Here is a 12,477-nt window from a genome sequence, read left to right as displayed (position 1 = left end):
GGCTTCTTGAGCGGATGACGGGATTCGAACCCGCGACCCTCACCTTGGCAAGGTGATGCGCTACCAGCTGCGCTACATCCGCATGCCCATCGGGCGAGCAACAAGTTACACGAAGGTTGCGCCCGAAGGCGAATCGGCTGGTGGCGTCAGGATTCCCGGGGGAGGAGCAGGACCTTGCCGACGGAGTCCTTCGACTCGAGTAGGGACTGTCCCCGCTCGGCCTCGGCGAGCGGCAGGCGCGCCGAGACGACCGGCGCGATGAGGCCGCGTTCGACGAGCGGCCACTCGTCGGCGGTGACCGCGGCGACGATCTCGGCCTTCGATCCGGGGCCGGTCAGGGGCCGGTTGCGCACGTTGAGCCCGATGACGCGGGCCCGCTTGCCGATGAGCGCGCCGACGTTCACTTCGCCGGTGAACCCGCCCTGCATGCCGATGATCACGAGCCGCCCGCCCACGCCCAGGGCCTCGACGTTCCGGGGCAGGTAACTGCCACCCATGATGTCCAGGATCACATCCACCCGGCCGGCCAACTCGGCGGCGAAGTCCTGCTCGCGGTAGTTGATCACGATGTCGGCGCCGAGCTCGCGGCAGCGCTGCGCCTTGCCCTCCGAGCCGACGGTGACGGCCACCCGCGCGCCGAGCGCCTTCGCGACCTGGATCGCGTGGGTGCCGATGCCGCTGCCGCCGCCGTGCACGAGCAGCAGGTCGCCGGCCTTGAGCCCGGCGTCCATGACGATCGTCGACCAGACGGTGCTCGCGACCTCCGGCAGCGCCGCCGCGTCGACGAGCGGGACCCCGGCGGGTACGGGCAGGAGTTGCGCCGCGGGGACGACGGCGTACTCGGCGTAGCCGCCGCCGGCCATGAGGGCGCACACTTCGTCGCCGACGGCGGGGCCGTCGACCCCCGAGCCCAGTGCGACGACGGTGCCCGAGACCTCCATGCCCATGACGTCGGTGATGCCGGGCGGCGGCGGGTAGAGGCCCTGGCGCTGCATGAGGTCGGCGCGGTTGATGCCGGCCGCCTCGACGCGGACCAGGACCTCGCCGGCGGCGGGGACGGGCGTGGGGATCTCGTCGAGGACGAGGTTCTTCTCGTCGTCGACGACGATCGCGCGCATGGACGGGGGAACGGAGGTCATGGCGGATGCCTTTCGGTGGAGAGCGGTGGTCAGCGGACGGAGAACGGGACGGGCATGTGCAGGGCGGCCTGCGCTCCAGTGTTCACGTCCAGCGCGACGGTGCGGACCGGCTTGAGTGAACGGAGGTCGTCCGACATGCGTCCGTCGCCGAGCGTGAGGTCGAATCCGCGGGGGGAACAGGGCGGTCCCGGTCGCGAGTAGGTTGGTCTGGTTGAGCGTGGAGAACCACGCACCGTCTCGCCGGGTGTACGAGGTGAGGGTGGAGACCTTCGTTCCGCCGGCGTGCGCCTGCTGCCGCGGCGTGCGGGCGGAGAAGGCGACGTCGACGGCACCGTCGGCGTTGGCCACCCGGGCAGTCGCACGTTCCGCCGTGATCTCGACGTCCAGGTCGGTGACCCATTTCGGGAAGCCGTAGCCGTCGTGGCCGCGGACCTGCGCGATCTCGGTGTTGACGGGGAGGGACAGGACGTAGGAGTGGAGGTGGTCGCCGCCGAGGGCGGAGACGAGGTCGGCGATGCCCGGACCGCCGTGGCGCGCCGGCCGGACCGCGACGCCGACGGCGGCCTCGGTGTAGAAGTCGATGTCGCAGACGTCGTAGCGGAAGAACATCACCGATGCGAGGCCCAGGCCGGGCGCGACCTCCAGCGGTGTCAGTTCCTCGGGGAGCCGGCGGCGGATGGCGCGCGTGGGCGCGAGCATCGTCAGCCGTGCCGAGGACATGGCGTAGTAGAAGTTCGGCGTGCGTGTCGGGCCGACGGGGGAGTCGACCTGGGTCTTCGGTAGCGTCCGGAAGAAGTCGACGCCGGGCACGCGCGGGTCGGCGGCGACCTCGTCCAGCGGGGTATCCATCCGGAACCGGTCGTAGAGCCCGCCCCTGGGGACGGTGACGGTACGCCCGCCGAGGTCGACCTCGACGGTCTCGATCGCGGTTGTGGCCATGGTGACGGCTCCTCGCCTCGCTGATGTGTGCAGTGCTTACATGCGAGCGTACGAGGTGATGTAAGCAGTGTCAACACGGGTGCGGATCCGCTACTTCCTCGGGAGTCCGAGGTTGCGTCGGGCGTCGGTGAGCGCACTGGAGTGCAGGAATCGCTGGACCACGTCCGCGGAGAGCAGGACGCGATACGGCACGCCGAGCCTGGCTGCGAGGAGCCGGATTGGATCCGTGGTTCCGGCCGAGTGGCGCGCCGACCAGATCAGTGCAGCGTGAATGCTCGGGAACCCGGCGGGCCTGGCCCAGGCGTCCCACTTCGGTGCGGTCACGGAGCCGTTGCGTGCGCGGCGCGGGTTCCGGGCGGCTCGCGCCGTTTGACCGCTTTGGTCCGGTGTTCGCATTTGCATTCTCCCTCAGCCGTTTTCGTTGTACTGGTGGCTGGTGCTGAATATTCACGTGCGACCGCGGTGGAAGAGGAGTTTTCCGGGGGTTGCCGAGGGTTGCCCGGGGTTGCATGCCCGGGCGCGGGAGGTGGGGAGGTGTTCGTCGGGTTTCGTATTCAGCTGCGACGTGCCCCGATGCGCTCGCGGTGTACGCGCATCGGCTCGTCGCCGCGGGCCTGGGCGAGTTGGTCGTCGCGACGACGAACGTTGGAGTGCTTGCGATTTCGTGCTGGTTCGCGGTCATGGTCGGGGCGATAACCGGTCTGACCGGCTACGATGGTGGCGTGCGACGCGGCCGACCGGTCGCGGGGAGTCGAAGACCGCACGTTCGTCCCGAGGGCTGGAGCAGCGCGGCCCAATGTGTAGTGCGCGACTGGTGGGGGTGCTTGTGTCGAACCGAAGTTCATCGTCCGCTACCGACCGTGCTCTGGCCTGGAACGCGGCGTGCGTGACGCTGATCCTCGTGGCGATCGCCACCGGCTTCGTCGATGCGATTCCGATAGAGGTCACGCTCGGACTCTGCGCGCTGGGGGTCGTTGCCGGCCTGGTGGGAGTGCCGCTCTACGTGGCGCACGTGCTCGCGGGTTGGCGCTCGCCGCGACGATCGAGGGCGACGGCGGATTCTGCGGCTACGAATGCGGGGAAGGCCGGATCCGACGTGGCGACGACCTCGGGCGCCGCGGCGGCCGTTGCGGACGACCACACGGAGCAGGCCGGGACCGAGCAGGAGGCGGCGCCCGAGACCGGGCTGGATCGCGAACCCGAGGAGGGGGACTCCGGGAGGGCGCGGGCCGACTCCATGGCCGAGACGTCCCCCGCTTCCACCCAGGATCTGTTGCCGCGGTGTCCGTGCCACGGCCTGCCGATCAGTCAGTAGAGCTGGGGCCACCCGGATTCCCGAAGACGCTCGAGTGAAGTTCGGCTCGCGGGCCAGGGTGGCTTCGGACGCGGAGATCACCACACGTGAGGGACGACGCGTGCTCGCGATTCCACGAACGCGCGGTATTCGTCGCCGAGTTGTTCGCCCAGAGCGCGCTCCTCGATGCGGATCCTGTAGACGACGACCGCCGCCAGGATCGCGGTGACGACGACGGCGGTGGCGAGGTTGCTCTCTCGTGCGGCGAGCGTGAGTCCGAAAACGATCAGGAGGAAGCCGGCGTAGGCGGGGTGCGCGAGCCGCCGGTACGGGCCGGTTCGCACCACCCGATGATCGTCACGGACATGGACGACGATGTGGAAGTACCGGCCAAGGGTGTGGACGGCCCACACCCGCAGGCAGATACCCGCGGCCGCGATCACTTCGCCGATGAGCGCGGACCCGGGCACGGTGGTCTGCGGCAGCCACGCGATCGTGGAGATCGACACCACCCAGGCGATCGCGGCGGCCGCGCACAGCAGTGCCACGCTGCGCCATTCGACGCGGACCGTACGGCCCCGGTTCCAGTGCAGCGCGCGGACGGTCACCTCGACGATCAGCCACACCGCGACGAGAAGGTCGACCGGTATCACTGTTCACCTCACCGCCCGCATCGCTCTCGCGGGCCCCGTGCCCCGGTCGGACTCTCGAGTGTCGTGGTAATTGCACACCGCCGATGCCTCCTCCTCGCGTAGCAGTCACAGCGCGTTCCTCGACGCCGACGCTAGCGACCATCCGTTCCCGGGGCATCCATCGAACGGGGGACGCCCGACGTCGGGCTCGCGGGCGCCGCTGTCGTGCGGAAATCTCCAAGACGCCGGAGCGGGGCGTGGGCAAGCCTGGACGCATGACACCGCACATCTCCCCGAAACTGATCGTCTCCGACCCCGACGCGGCGGCCGACTTCTACGTGCGAAGTCTGGGGGCCTCCGTCACCATCCGCGCCGAGGACGACGGCATCGTCAATCATGTGGAACTCGCCGTCGGCGCGAGCACGTTCGCGCTGGGGCAGGCCGTGACCGACTGGGGGTGGAACGATCCTCCCGCCGTGGGCGGCAGCCCGGTTCTGATCACCGTCGAGGTCGCCGACCCGGATGCGCTCGCCGATCGCATGGCGACGCTGGGGGCGGAGGTCGTGATCCCCGTCGACGATCGGGGGTACGGCAAGCGCCAGGGTCGGTTGCGGGATCCGTTCGGACACCTGTGGATCATCAGCGGCGACACGACCTAGCTGCCGCGGCTCGCGGAATCGAGTGCGCTCCTCGTCCAGGCCGCCCGGCTGCAGATACGAAGGAACCCCCTGGCATCCAGGGGGTTCCTTCGGTGGTGCGCGATACTGGGATTGAACCAGTGACCTCTTCCGTGTCAGGGAAGCGCTCTCCCACTGAGCTAATCGCGCTTACGTGAAGTGGCGCTCAGCCGCTCCGTTGCGGAGTGGCTGAGCGTGTTGGAGGCGGCGACGGGAATCGAACCCGTGTGCACGGCTTTGCAGGCCGTTGCCTCACCACTCGGCCACACCGCCACGGTAAGCCCACTTCGAGCGGATGACGGGATTCGAACCCGCGACCCTCACCTTGGCAAGGTGATGCGCTACCAACTGCGCTACATCCGCATTCGTCCCGGACCGGCGCTCAGAGCGCCTTTCCGGTGCGAGAGAGAACACTACGTGAACATCGAGCGCTCTGCCAAATCGCCAGGTCACTCCATGTTTCGTGCGCAGTCGGCGTGGTGGGGCGCACCCCGCTGCCTCGTCGGCTCACTGGTCGGAACTGTATCCGCTGGTCGGATACCCGATTACCGTTTCACTCAGCCGTCGTGTTAGTGTTCTCTCTCGTTCGCCTCCCTGGTACCACGGAGGCGGGCGCGACTTCGGTCCTATGGCTCAGTGGGAGAGCGTCCCCTTCACACGGGGAAGGTCGCTGGTTCGATCCCAGCTAGGACCACCGAGAAACCGCCTGGTGACAGGCGGTTTTTTCGTTTGGTCGGTCGCCTCATAGCGGGCCCGCGCCGACCCCGTCCGGCTCCGGTTCGTTCGGTGGCGGCGGGCGCAGATTGATGTCGGAATGCCGGGTATCACCGCACCGACACTCTGGAGGTCGTCGGTGTGATGGTCACGACGTAGGCGGCACGCCGGAGGCGTGTTCCCGGCTCCACGTGGACGGGCTTGCTGATGTCGGCGGCAGAGCGTCGGTGAGACGTCCGCACGGTTCGTGGCGGTTGACGTGGATGGTCCGCGGTCGGTGCGTGGCCTCGCTGCGGTAGATGATCAATCCGAACAGTCCTGACTGCACGAATTCGTCGGCCAGGTAGCCGTCGATCTCGCAGGCATCGCTCTCGGGGTTCTCGCGGAGGTACGCGGCGAGAGCGGGCGCGATGGTGCCGTGGTCGAGATCGAAGGATTCCCCGCCGAGATCGGTGATGGTCGCGTGCGACCAGCCGTCCCACGCCTCGACCCCCGCCCAGTGCCGGATTCCGCATCCTTCGATCGCTTTGATGAGGACACGAGTGGCGAGGTAGTGGAAGCGGTCGTCGGTCCGCCTGTCGACGACCCGTATCGCATCGCGGTAACTGACGCCGTGCTGTCGGCTGTAGTCCCTGGCGGCACGCTTGAGTGCGGAATTCGAGGTCACCCTGTTCACCATCCGAGCGTGACGGAATTGCCCGCGTTCACCGTCGCTGGAAGGGCGTAGGACGTTGACCGCACAGATCCAGTGGACCTTGCCCTCAACACTGCCGGTGGCGACGCGGGCGCCGTGGCAGCTCGGGAGGCTGTGCGTGCAGCTCTGGCCCGATCGTAGCAAGCGCATCGGTTCCGGTCGCGCCGCAGCCGGGCCTCGCTTCGCAGGACCCGGCATGGGGCCGTCGGAGGACGACGCGGCGTCGGCTCTGGTCATCGGCGCATTTCGCCGCAACAGGCGCTCAAGGGACGAATGCGACCCGGCGAGAGGGCGCGACGATGATCGAACGCCCGGGGTACTCGAGGCGGGCGAAGGTGGCGTTGTAATGCGCGATGACCTCCGGCGCCGGGACCGGATCCTTGCCGCGGTCGTTCGTCGTGGTGTGGCAGTCGGAGAGGAGGAGCACGTCGAAGCCGCGCGACAGCGCAGCTCGCGCCGTCGAGTCGATGCACGCCTCCGTCGCGAAGCCGGCGATCGCGATGCGCGACACGGCGGCGAGAACCTCGGAGAGGTCCGTTCCGTCGAACGCGTCGGGTGAATCCTTGAACACGACCGTGTCTCCACTCGTCGGCCCGATGGTCGGGACGATCCCGGGGATGCGATCGGCGAATCGTTGCCGTGTGAACACCACCGGCGCGGCAGCAGTCCGTGCGCGATCGAGGAGTGCGCGAAGCCGGACGAGGACGTCGTCCGCGTCATGGGCGATCGTCGGGAAGGAACCCTGGACGTCCACGACGACGAGAGCGGTGCGCGATGCACGGAGCCGGTGCACGGGATCCATCTCGTGAGCTTGCCATGCAGCAGCGGGCAGCCGCTCGAATCGATAGCCTGAGCTGCATGGCGATCAAACTCGAGAACGTCGGGATCGCGGTGCGGGATCTGGAGGCGACCATCGCGTTCTTCACGGACCTCGGCCTCACCGTGATCGGCCGGCAGACCGTCAGCGGCGAGTGGACGGACACGGCAGTCGGGCTCGACGGCAACCACGCGAAGATCGCGATGCTGGAGACCCCCGGCGGACAGGGGCGCATCGAACTCTTCGAGTACATCCACCCCGAGGCGATCGAGACCGAACCCACGCTGCCCAATGAGATCGGGATGCACCGGGTCGCCTTCTCCGTCGACGACCTCGATGCGGCGCTGGCGATCGCGGCGAAGCACGGCTGCCACCCGCTCCGCGGCGTGGGCGTCTACGAGGACGTCTACAAACTCACCTACGTCCGCGGCCCGAGCGGGATCCTCGTGATGCTCGCCGAGGAGATCAGGAAGCCGTAACGCCCCGGCTCGTCAGGCCCGATTCAGCGCCGCCGCGCGAGTGATCATCTCGCGGAAGGCGGCCTCGTCGAGCACGTCGGACTGCGTGATGTCGATGGCGCGCCGGGTACCGGCGGTGAGGCTCGCGTTGAACAGGCCCTCGGGATCGCCGATCGCGGCGCCCCTGGCGAAGGTCACCTTGACCTTGTCCTTGTAGGTCTCCACGGTGCACAGCAAGCCGCCGAGCGAGAACGCCGGCACGCCATCGGGGTTGGAGGGCTTGCGCCACTTCACCTCCTCGACGGTGTCCGGCTCGGCCTCGAGGATCAGGCTGCGGATCTGCTCGACGGTGCGCTCTCGCCAGTCGGTACTCATGGTCGAAAGGTACGCCGACGGCGGCCGGGACGCGGTCGTCCCGGCCGCCGTGCGGTCGTCATCCGGTATCAGTGCACGTCCACCGAGGGGGTATCGGTGACGCTGACCCCGCTGGAGCTCGCCGTGGCCGAGCCGGTGTCGGCCTCGACGCCGTGGTCGCCCGCGGCCGTGCTCGTCTCGACACCACCCGACGGGCCGGTCACCGACGCCGAGCCGGTGCTCGGGCTGACCGATGCGCTGCCGGTCTCCACGTGGCCGCTCGCGCTGCCCGCGGGCGTGGTGACCTCGGCCTCGGCCGTCGGGCCGGTCACCGTGGTGTTGCCGTTGGTCGCGACGGTCGCGGACCCCGTCGAGACGGCGGCCTCGCCACTGGCCACGGGGGTGGTGACGGAGCCGCTCGCGGCGGGGCCGGTCACCGAGACGCCGTTCGAGCCCGCGGAGGCGCTGCCCGTGCTGGCCGAGACGGTGCCGCCGCCGACCGGGGTGGAGACCGTACCGGTCCCGGACGGCCCGGTGACGGAGACGCCCGTGGGCGTGACGCTGCCACCGCCACCGTTGACGTTGAGCCCCGCGGTGACCACGTTGCCGACGTTCACGCCGGCCGTCAGGTCCGGAGCGTCGACGGTGAGGCCGCCGGTTCCGACGGTGATCGTCCCGGGCGTCACGCCGACGTTGCCGCCGCCGAGCGGCGTGGTGATCGCGCCGGAGATGCTCGGGGTGACGAGGACGAGCTGGCCGTTCTGGAAACCGATGCTGCCGAGGTTCAGAACGAGGTTGCCGCCGCCCAGGGGAGTGGTGAGGCCCAGGTTGATGGCGGGGAGACCCACGATGAAGGTGTTGGCGCCGTAGGTCACCTTCACCGGCACGATGGTCGCCGTCGCGCTGCCGAGGCCCAGGGGCGCCGTGGCGTTGAGCCCGAGGGACGGCGTCCAGGTGGTGAGGCCGCCCGCCGTGATGGCACTGAGCGAGGTGTTCAGGCCCAGCGCGCTGCCCAGCGGGCCGTTGATGGTGGTGACGTTGCCGCCGATGCTGCCGGTGCCGCCACCGGGCGCCACGCCGACGAGGCCGTAGGTAGTGCTGGACAAGCCGCCGAGGCCCAACGGCGCACCCACGGCGAACGTGTCACTGACGCCCAGCCCCAACCATCCGGGTGCGAGAGGTGTGGCTCCGAGGATCGGCGCCGTGGTGTTGGAAACCGGAATGAGGCCGCTGATCACGGGGATCTGGTTCCACGCGGCGACGCCCTGGTTGACGATGGGCGCCACCTGGGGGATGACGGCGATCGGAATGCCGCCGGGGAGGAGCGGGGCGGCGGAGAGGATCGCGTCGATCTGCGGGTTACCGGTCGGTGCTGCGTTCGCGGTCGCCGGGGTGGCGACGGTCAGCGTCGCGGCCGCCGCGACCGCGGTGGCGGCAACAGCGCTGCGGCGCACCGTCTTCCGGGCATGCTTGGGCGAGGTAGGGGACATGGAGGACCTCCGGTTCATGAAGGTTCGGCGGGCTCGGTCGAGGGCGCCGGGTAAGAGGGATGTGGACCCAGCAGAAGGCTGAGGCGTCTGCGCTCGGTATGAGTGCCTGAAGCGGCGCCTGTGCATCTCCTGGGAGTTCTGAAGTTATCAGTATTTCCACGGTTTCCCAATAGGTTTCGAATCGATTCACTCAAAGCGATTCGAGCTACCGCGCAGTAGCGAAATCCTCTGAGTTCTAACAGAACCCGTTCCACCTATTTGCGATTCGATGCGGCCGCGCAATCGGTGTATTCGTTATCGTTTCGCGGTGTCGGAAATGGCGATCGCAAGCAATGGAAATTGCTGTTCAGGGATTCTAATGGCGCGGGTTTGAAGTTGTTGGACGGTTCGCCTTCTCGAGGATCTGCTCGGCGGTCTTGGTCCAGACGAACGGCTGTGCTCTCGGGTTCCAGCCGTCGATGAACGCCCGGATCTTGGCGTTGAGGTCCTGGACGGAGGTGAACACGCCGCGCCGGATGGCCTGTCGTTCGACGATCCCGAACCAGGCCTCGACGAGATTCATCCAGGAGGCGTGTGTCGGGGTGAAGTGCACGACGATCCGGGGATGCTTGGCGAGCCAGGCCTTGACGTTCGCATGCTTGTGAGCTGCGTAGTTGTCCATCACCAGGTGCAGCTCGACCGGGTTGCCGTCGGAGTCGAGCACGTCGCGGTAGGCCCGCTCGATCTGACGCAGGAACGCCAGGAACTCCTGGTGCCGGTGCTTGGGTTTGAGGGCGGCGGTGACCTTGCCGGTCGCGATGTCGAGGGCGGCGAACAAGGTGGTGGTGCCGTGCCGGTAGTAGTCATGGGAGCGGCGTTCGACCTTCCCGGGCTGGGTCGGCAGGATCGGCACCGTCCGATCCAGGGCTTGGATCTGCGACTTCTCATCCACGCACAGCACGATCGCGTTCTGAGGCGGGTTCAAGTACAGGCCGCAGATGTCGGTGACCTTGCCGACCAGCTCGGGGTCGGTGGAGAACCGGAACGATTCGGCCTTGAACGGTTTGATCCCGTACGCGCGCCACGCCCGCGCCACCGCGGCCGGCGACACCTTGATCCGGGCGGCGAGCAGCCTCGTCGACCAATGCGTCACCCCAAGGCTTTTCGGCGGCGGCGTGAGCGTTGCGACGATGATCGCATCCTGATCGAGCTCCCGCGGCCGGCCTGGCCGAACCCGATCGGACAGGCCCTCCAGGCCACGCTCGAGATACCGATCCCGCCACGCGATCACCGTCGTCCGGCTCGCATCGACCAACTCAGCGATCCGCTGATTCGACTCACCATCAGCGGCCAGCAACACGATCCGCGCCCGCTTGGCCGCGGACGCCCGCACCGAAGCGGACCGGGTCCACGACTCCAGCACCTCCCGATCACCATCGCGCAGCGTCAACGCCGGAGCAGGATGATTCGCCATGCCTCAATTCTCGCAGGCACCAAACTGTTCAATGATTAACGACACGCGCCACTAAAATGCAGCTTTACACAAGCGGATGTGCGAGGCCCGCTGTCGTCGGCCCGCTCGTGCGCATGACCCGTTATCGTGAACAGCGTGTTCACTGCGATGCAACGCCAGGAGGTCGGCAATCGCCTCATCGCCGCCGCGGAGAAGACCGACGGCGTGACGGCGGGGGCGATCGTCGGCGCCGCGGCGACCGGCGCGCTGGATGCGGTGGCCGGGATCGAGTTGATGCTCGCCGCCGCACCGGATTCCGGGACCGCGGACCTGCCGGTCCGATGGACCGAGAAGATGTACCGCGAGTTCGGCGCGCTCCATCACACGGTTGATCCCTTCGGGACCGTGTACCTGTTCCCGGACCTGCTCACGGCGCGGATCGCGATCGTGCCCGCGTCCCGGTTCGGACCACGGCCGGGAGAGCCGTTCCAGCAGGTTTTCGGTCCGGTCGCGCCGCAGGACGCCGGGGGCGCCGGCCTGCCGGATGCCGTCGGGCCCGCCTGGCTCGCGGCGATACGCACGCGCGCGGCGCTGCATCGGGGCGACGGTCGTGCCGCGTCGCTCGCACTCGACGACCTCCGGTCCGCTCTGATCGTCCTTGCCGGAGCCCGCACCGGCGCGCCGCCCGGATACCTCGAGCCCGCCGACCGCGACCGAATCCGCGCCACGGAGACCGGATCCCGTGACGCCGGCACGGTCGCGAAGGCGTTCAGCGTCGCGGTGCAACTCCTCGACGCCGAGTTGCAGGCGGCGGCGCCCGTGCTCGCCGACGCCGTCGCGCTCCCGCTGCTCGAGGAGGTCGCCGGCTGACGTCGGTACCGTGGAACCATGTATGACCAGCAGAAGGAGTCGCCGAGGACCGGTCCGCGGGCGTGGCGCGCGCGGATCAAGGCGTCGCGGCACGGCGCGCTCGCCTGGCGCGTGTGCGTGGGCGTCATCGGCGGCATCGTGCTCGTCGCCGGCATCATCGCGATCCCGTACCCGGGACCAGGGTGGCTCATCGTGTTCGCCGGTCTCGGCATCCTCGCCACCGAATTCGAGTGGGCGCACCGGCTTCTGCGCTTCGCCCGGGAACGCTACGACCGCTTCGCGGCCTGGCTCTCCCGGCAGAACATTCTCGTGAAGGGTGCCTTCGCGCTCGGCACCTGCCTGATCGTCCTGGCCACCGTCTGGCTGCTGGGCGCGGCCGCGATGATCGGCGGGCGGTTCGGGATCGACTGGCCCTGGCTCGCCAGTCCCGTCTTCGGGTGATCACCGATCTGAGGCGCGGGATCGGCGCACCCGACGACCGCGTCGCCGGGGTCCTGTACTGGTACGCGCTGTCGGCAGCGCTCGCGCGCCGCGCCGTCGCCGGAGGGGACGCCGGCTCCGCCGCGATCCGCACCGGCCCCGGTGGGTGGCCGGAGGTGGGGGAGGCGGCACCGTCGGGCGATCCCGGTGGCGACCTCGCCCGCGCCTACCGCAGCCTGATCCCGGCGGTCGCATCCGAGTCCGGTGCGTCCCACCGCGCGTTGTGGGCCATCGGTACCGACTCGGTGGCCGCCGCGGCTCTCGACACGGCGGATCCGCGGTCGACCGCCGACGACCTGCTGCGTGCCTGCGCGCCCGAGGCCCCGCCGGCTCGGTTCGAGGAGGTGACCGGACGGGGCACCGTCGTCCGGCGGGGCTCGTGCTGCCTGCTCTACCTGTGCCCCGGCATGACGAAGTGCCTCAGCTGCCCCCGGCAGACCCCGGAGGAGCGACGCGCGCGGCTCGCCTGAGCCTCGCCTCGGGCGCG

At 69.1% G+C, this 12,477-nt stretch carries 14 protein-coding genes, 5 tRNA genes and 1 pseudogene; 7 read left to right on the top strand and 13 right to left on the bottom strand.

Features of this window, described 5'->3' with window-relative positions:
• Positions 1 to 9: 9 nt before the first annotated feature.
• The 4 genes and pseudogenes from ELY19_RS20760 to ELY19_RS20745 all read right to left on the bottom strand — a co-directional run bounded on the left by ELY19_RS20760 (position 10) and on the right by ELY19_RS20745 (position 2,402).
• Positions 10 to 82: transfer RNA gene (locus ELY19_RS20760), tRNA-Gly, on the bottom strand.
• 64 nt (positions 83 to 146) lie between these two features.
• Positions 147 to 1,118, bottom strand: a complete 972-nt coding sequence (locus ELY19_RS20755) for an NAD(P)H-quinone oxidoreductase (protein WP_126198965.1) — start codon at positions 1,116 to 1,118, stop codon at positions 147 to 149.
• A gap of 50 nt (positions 1,119 to 1,168) precedes the next feature.
• Positions 1,169 to 2,078 (bottom strand): annotated as a pseudogene (locus ELY19_RS20750) (acetoacetate decarboxylase family protein).
• Between the two features lie 90 nt (positions 2,079 to 2,168).
• A complete protein-coding gene (locus ELY19_RS20745; RefSeq protein WP_126198171.1) occupies positions 2,169 to 2,402 on the bottom strand; it encodes a hypothetical protein in 234 nt (77 codons plus the stop codon).
• Between the two features lie 562 nt (positions 2,403 to 2,964).
• Here ELY19_RS20745 and ELY19_RS20740 point away from each other — a divergent pair.
• A complete protein-coding gene (locus ELY19_RS20740; protein WP_126198170.1) occupies positions 2,965 to 3,393 on the top strand; it encodes a hypothetical protein in 429 nt (142 codons plus the stop codon).
• Between the two features lie 77 nt (positions 3,394 to 3,470).
• Here the strand turns inward: ELY19_RS20740 and ELY19_RS20735 are convergent, their stop codons facing one another.
• The gene (locus ELY19_RS20735; protein ID WP_126198169.1) at positions 3,471 to 4,025 is read right to left on the bottom strand and encodes a methyltransferase family protein; all 555 of its coding nucleotides are present in this window, start codon (positions 4,023 to 4,025) and stop codon (positions 3,471 to 3,473) included.
• Positions 4,026 to 4,279: 254 nt separating this feature from the next.
• Here ELY19_RS20735 and ELY19_RS20730 point away from each other — a divergent pair, with 254 nt between their 5' ends.
• The gene (locus tag ELY19_RS20730; RefSeq protein ID WP_126198168.1) at positions 4,280 to 4,663 is read left to right on the top strand and encodes a VOC family protein; all 384 of its coding nucleotides are present in this window, start codon (positions 4,280 to 4,282) and stop codon (positions 4,661 to 4,663) included.
• 93 nt (positions 4,664 to 4,756) lie between these two features.
• Here ELY19_RS20730 and ELY19_RS20725 read toward each other — a convergent pair.
• The 3 genes from ELY19_RS20725 to ELY19_RS20715 all read right to left on the bottom strand — a co-directional run bounded on the left by ELY19_RS20725 (position 4,757) and on the right by ELY19_RS20715 (position 5,044).
• Positions 4,757 to 4,831: transfer RNA gene (locus ELY19_RS20725), tRNA-Val, on the bottom strand.
• Positions 4,832 to 4,880: 49 nt separating this feature from the next.
• Positions 4,881 to 4,954 (bottom strand) — tRNA-Cys (locus ELY19_RS20720).
• A gap of 17 nt (positions 4,955 to 4,971) precedes the next feature.
• A tRNA-Gly gene (locus tag ELY19_RS20715) sits at positions 4,972 to 5,044 on the bottom strand.
• A gap of 259 nt (positions 5,045 to 5,303) precedes the next feature.
• Between ELY19_RS20715 and ELY19_RS20710 the strand changes: the two genes are divergently transcribed.
• Positions 5,304 to 5,375, top strand: a tRNA-Val gene (locus tag ELY19_RS20710).
• Positions 5,376 to 5,543: 168 nt separating this feature from the next.
• Here ELY19_RS20710 and ELY19_RS23660 read toward each other — a convergent pair.
• Both ELY19_RS23660 and ELY19_RS20700 read right to left on the bottom strand, forming a co-directional pair.
• Positions 5,544 to 6,326 (bottom strand): hypothetical protein, encoded by a 783-nt coding sequence (locus tag ELY19_RS23660; RefSeq protein WP_197715944.1) that lies wholly within the window; start codon positions 6,324 to 6,326, stop codon positions 5,544 to 5,546.
• A gap of 25 nt (positions 6,327 to 6,351) precedes the next feature.
• The gene (locus ELY19_RS20700) at positions 6,352 to 6,891 is read right to left on the bottom strand and encodes an isochorismatase family protein (RefSeq protein WP_126198167.1); all 540 of its coding nucleotides are present in this window, start codon (positions 6,889 to 6,891) and stop codon (positions 6,352 to 6,354) included.
• A gap of 56 nt (positions 6,892 to 6,947) precedes the next feature.
• Between ELY19_RS20700 and ELY19_RS20695 the strand changes: the two genes are divergently transcribed.
• Positions 6,948 to 7,385 carry a VOC family protein gene (locus tag ELY19_RS20695; RefSeq protein ID WP_126198166.1) on the top strand — a complete coding sequence of 146 codons (438 nt, stop codon included), beginning with the start codon at positions 6,948 to 6,950 and terminating at the stop codon, positions 7,383 to 7,385.
• A 12-nt stretch (positions 7,386 to 7,397) separates the two neighbouring features.
• Here ELY19_RS20695 and ELY19_RS20690 read toward each other — a convergent pair whose 3' ends face one another.
• The 3 genes from ELY19_RS20690 to ELY19_RS20680 all read right to left on the bottom strand — a co-directional run bounded on the left by ELY19_RS20690 (position 7,398) and on the right by ELY19_RS20680 (position 10,661).
• On the bottom strand, positions 7,398 to 7,739 hold the full coding sequence (locus tag ELY19_RS20690; protein WP_126198165.1) for a DUF1801 domain-containing protein: 342 nt from the start codon (positions 7,737 to 7,739) through the stop codon (positions 7,398 to 7,400).
• 68 nt (positions 7,740 to 7,807) lie between these two features.
• Complete coding sequence (locus ELY19_RS20685; protein WP_126198164.1) at positions 7,808 to 9,208, bottom strand: RodZ family helix-turn-helix domain-containing protein; 1,401 nt, start codon at positions 9,206 to 9,208, stop codon at positions 7,808 to 7,810.
• A 355-nt stretch (positions 9,209 to 9,563) separates the two neighbouring features.
• Positions 9,564 to 10,661, bottom strand: coding sequence for an IS630 family transposase (locus tag ELY19_RS20680; RefSeq protein WP_126194392.1), 1,098 nt, complete (start codon positions 10,659 to 10,661; stop codon positions 9,564 to 9,566).
• Positions 10,662 to 10,796: 135 nt separating this feature from the next.
• On the opposite strand from ELY19_RS20680, the gene ELY19_RS20675 reads away from it, so the two are divergent.
• Genes ELY19_RS20675 through ELY19_RS20665 form a run of 3 tightly spaced genes read left to right on the top strand, consistent with a single transcriptional unit; the run spans position 10,797 to position 12,460 of the window.
• Positions 10,797 to 11,510 carry a hypothetical protein gene (locus tag ELY19_RS20675; protein ID WP_126198163.1) on the top strand — a complete coding sequence of 238 codons (714 nt, stop codon included), beginning with the start codon at positions 10,797 to 10,799 and terminating at the stop codon, positions 11,508 to 11,510.
• Positions 11,511 to 11,528: 18 nt separating this feature from the next.
• Positions 11,529 to 11,951, top strand: coding sequence for a TIGR02611 family protein (locus ELY19_RS20670; RefSeq protein WP_126198162.1), 423 nt, complete (start codon positions 11,529 to 11,531; stop codon positions 11,949 to 11,951).
• The gene (locus ELY19_RS20665) at positions 11,948 to 12,460 is read left to right on the top strand and encodes a (2Fe-2S)-binding protein (protein ID WP_164711666.1); all 513 of its coding nucleotides are present in this window, start codon (positions 11,948 to 11,950) and stop codon (positions 12,458 to 12,460) included. Before ELY19_RS20670 ends, ELY19_RS20665 begins: the two co-directional genes overlap by 4 nt.
• The last annotated feature ends 17 nt before the right edge of the window (positions 12,461 to 12,477 follow it).

It is taken from the genome of Tsukamurella paurometabola (assembly GCF_900631615.1).
GTDB classification, from domain to species: domain Bacteria; phylum Actinomycetota; class Actinomycetes; order Mycobacteriales; family Mycobacteriaceae; genus Tsukamurella; species Tsukamurella paurometabola_A.
This window is presented reverse-complemented; position numbering and strand designations above follow the sequence as displayed.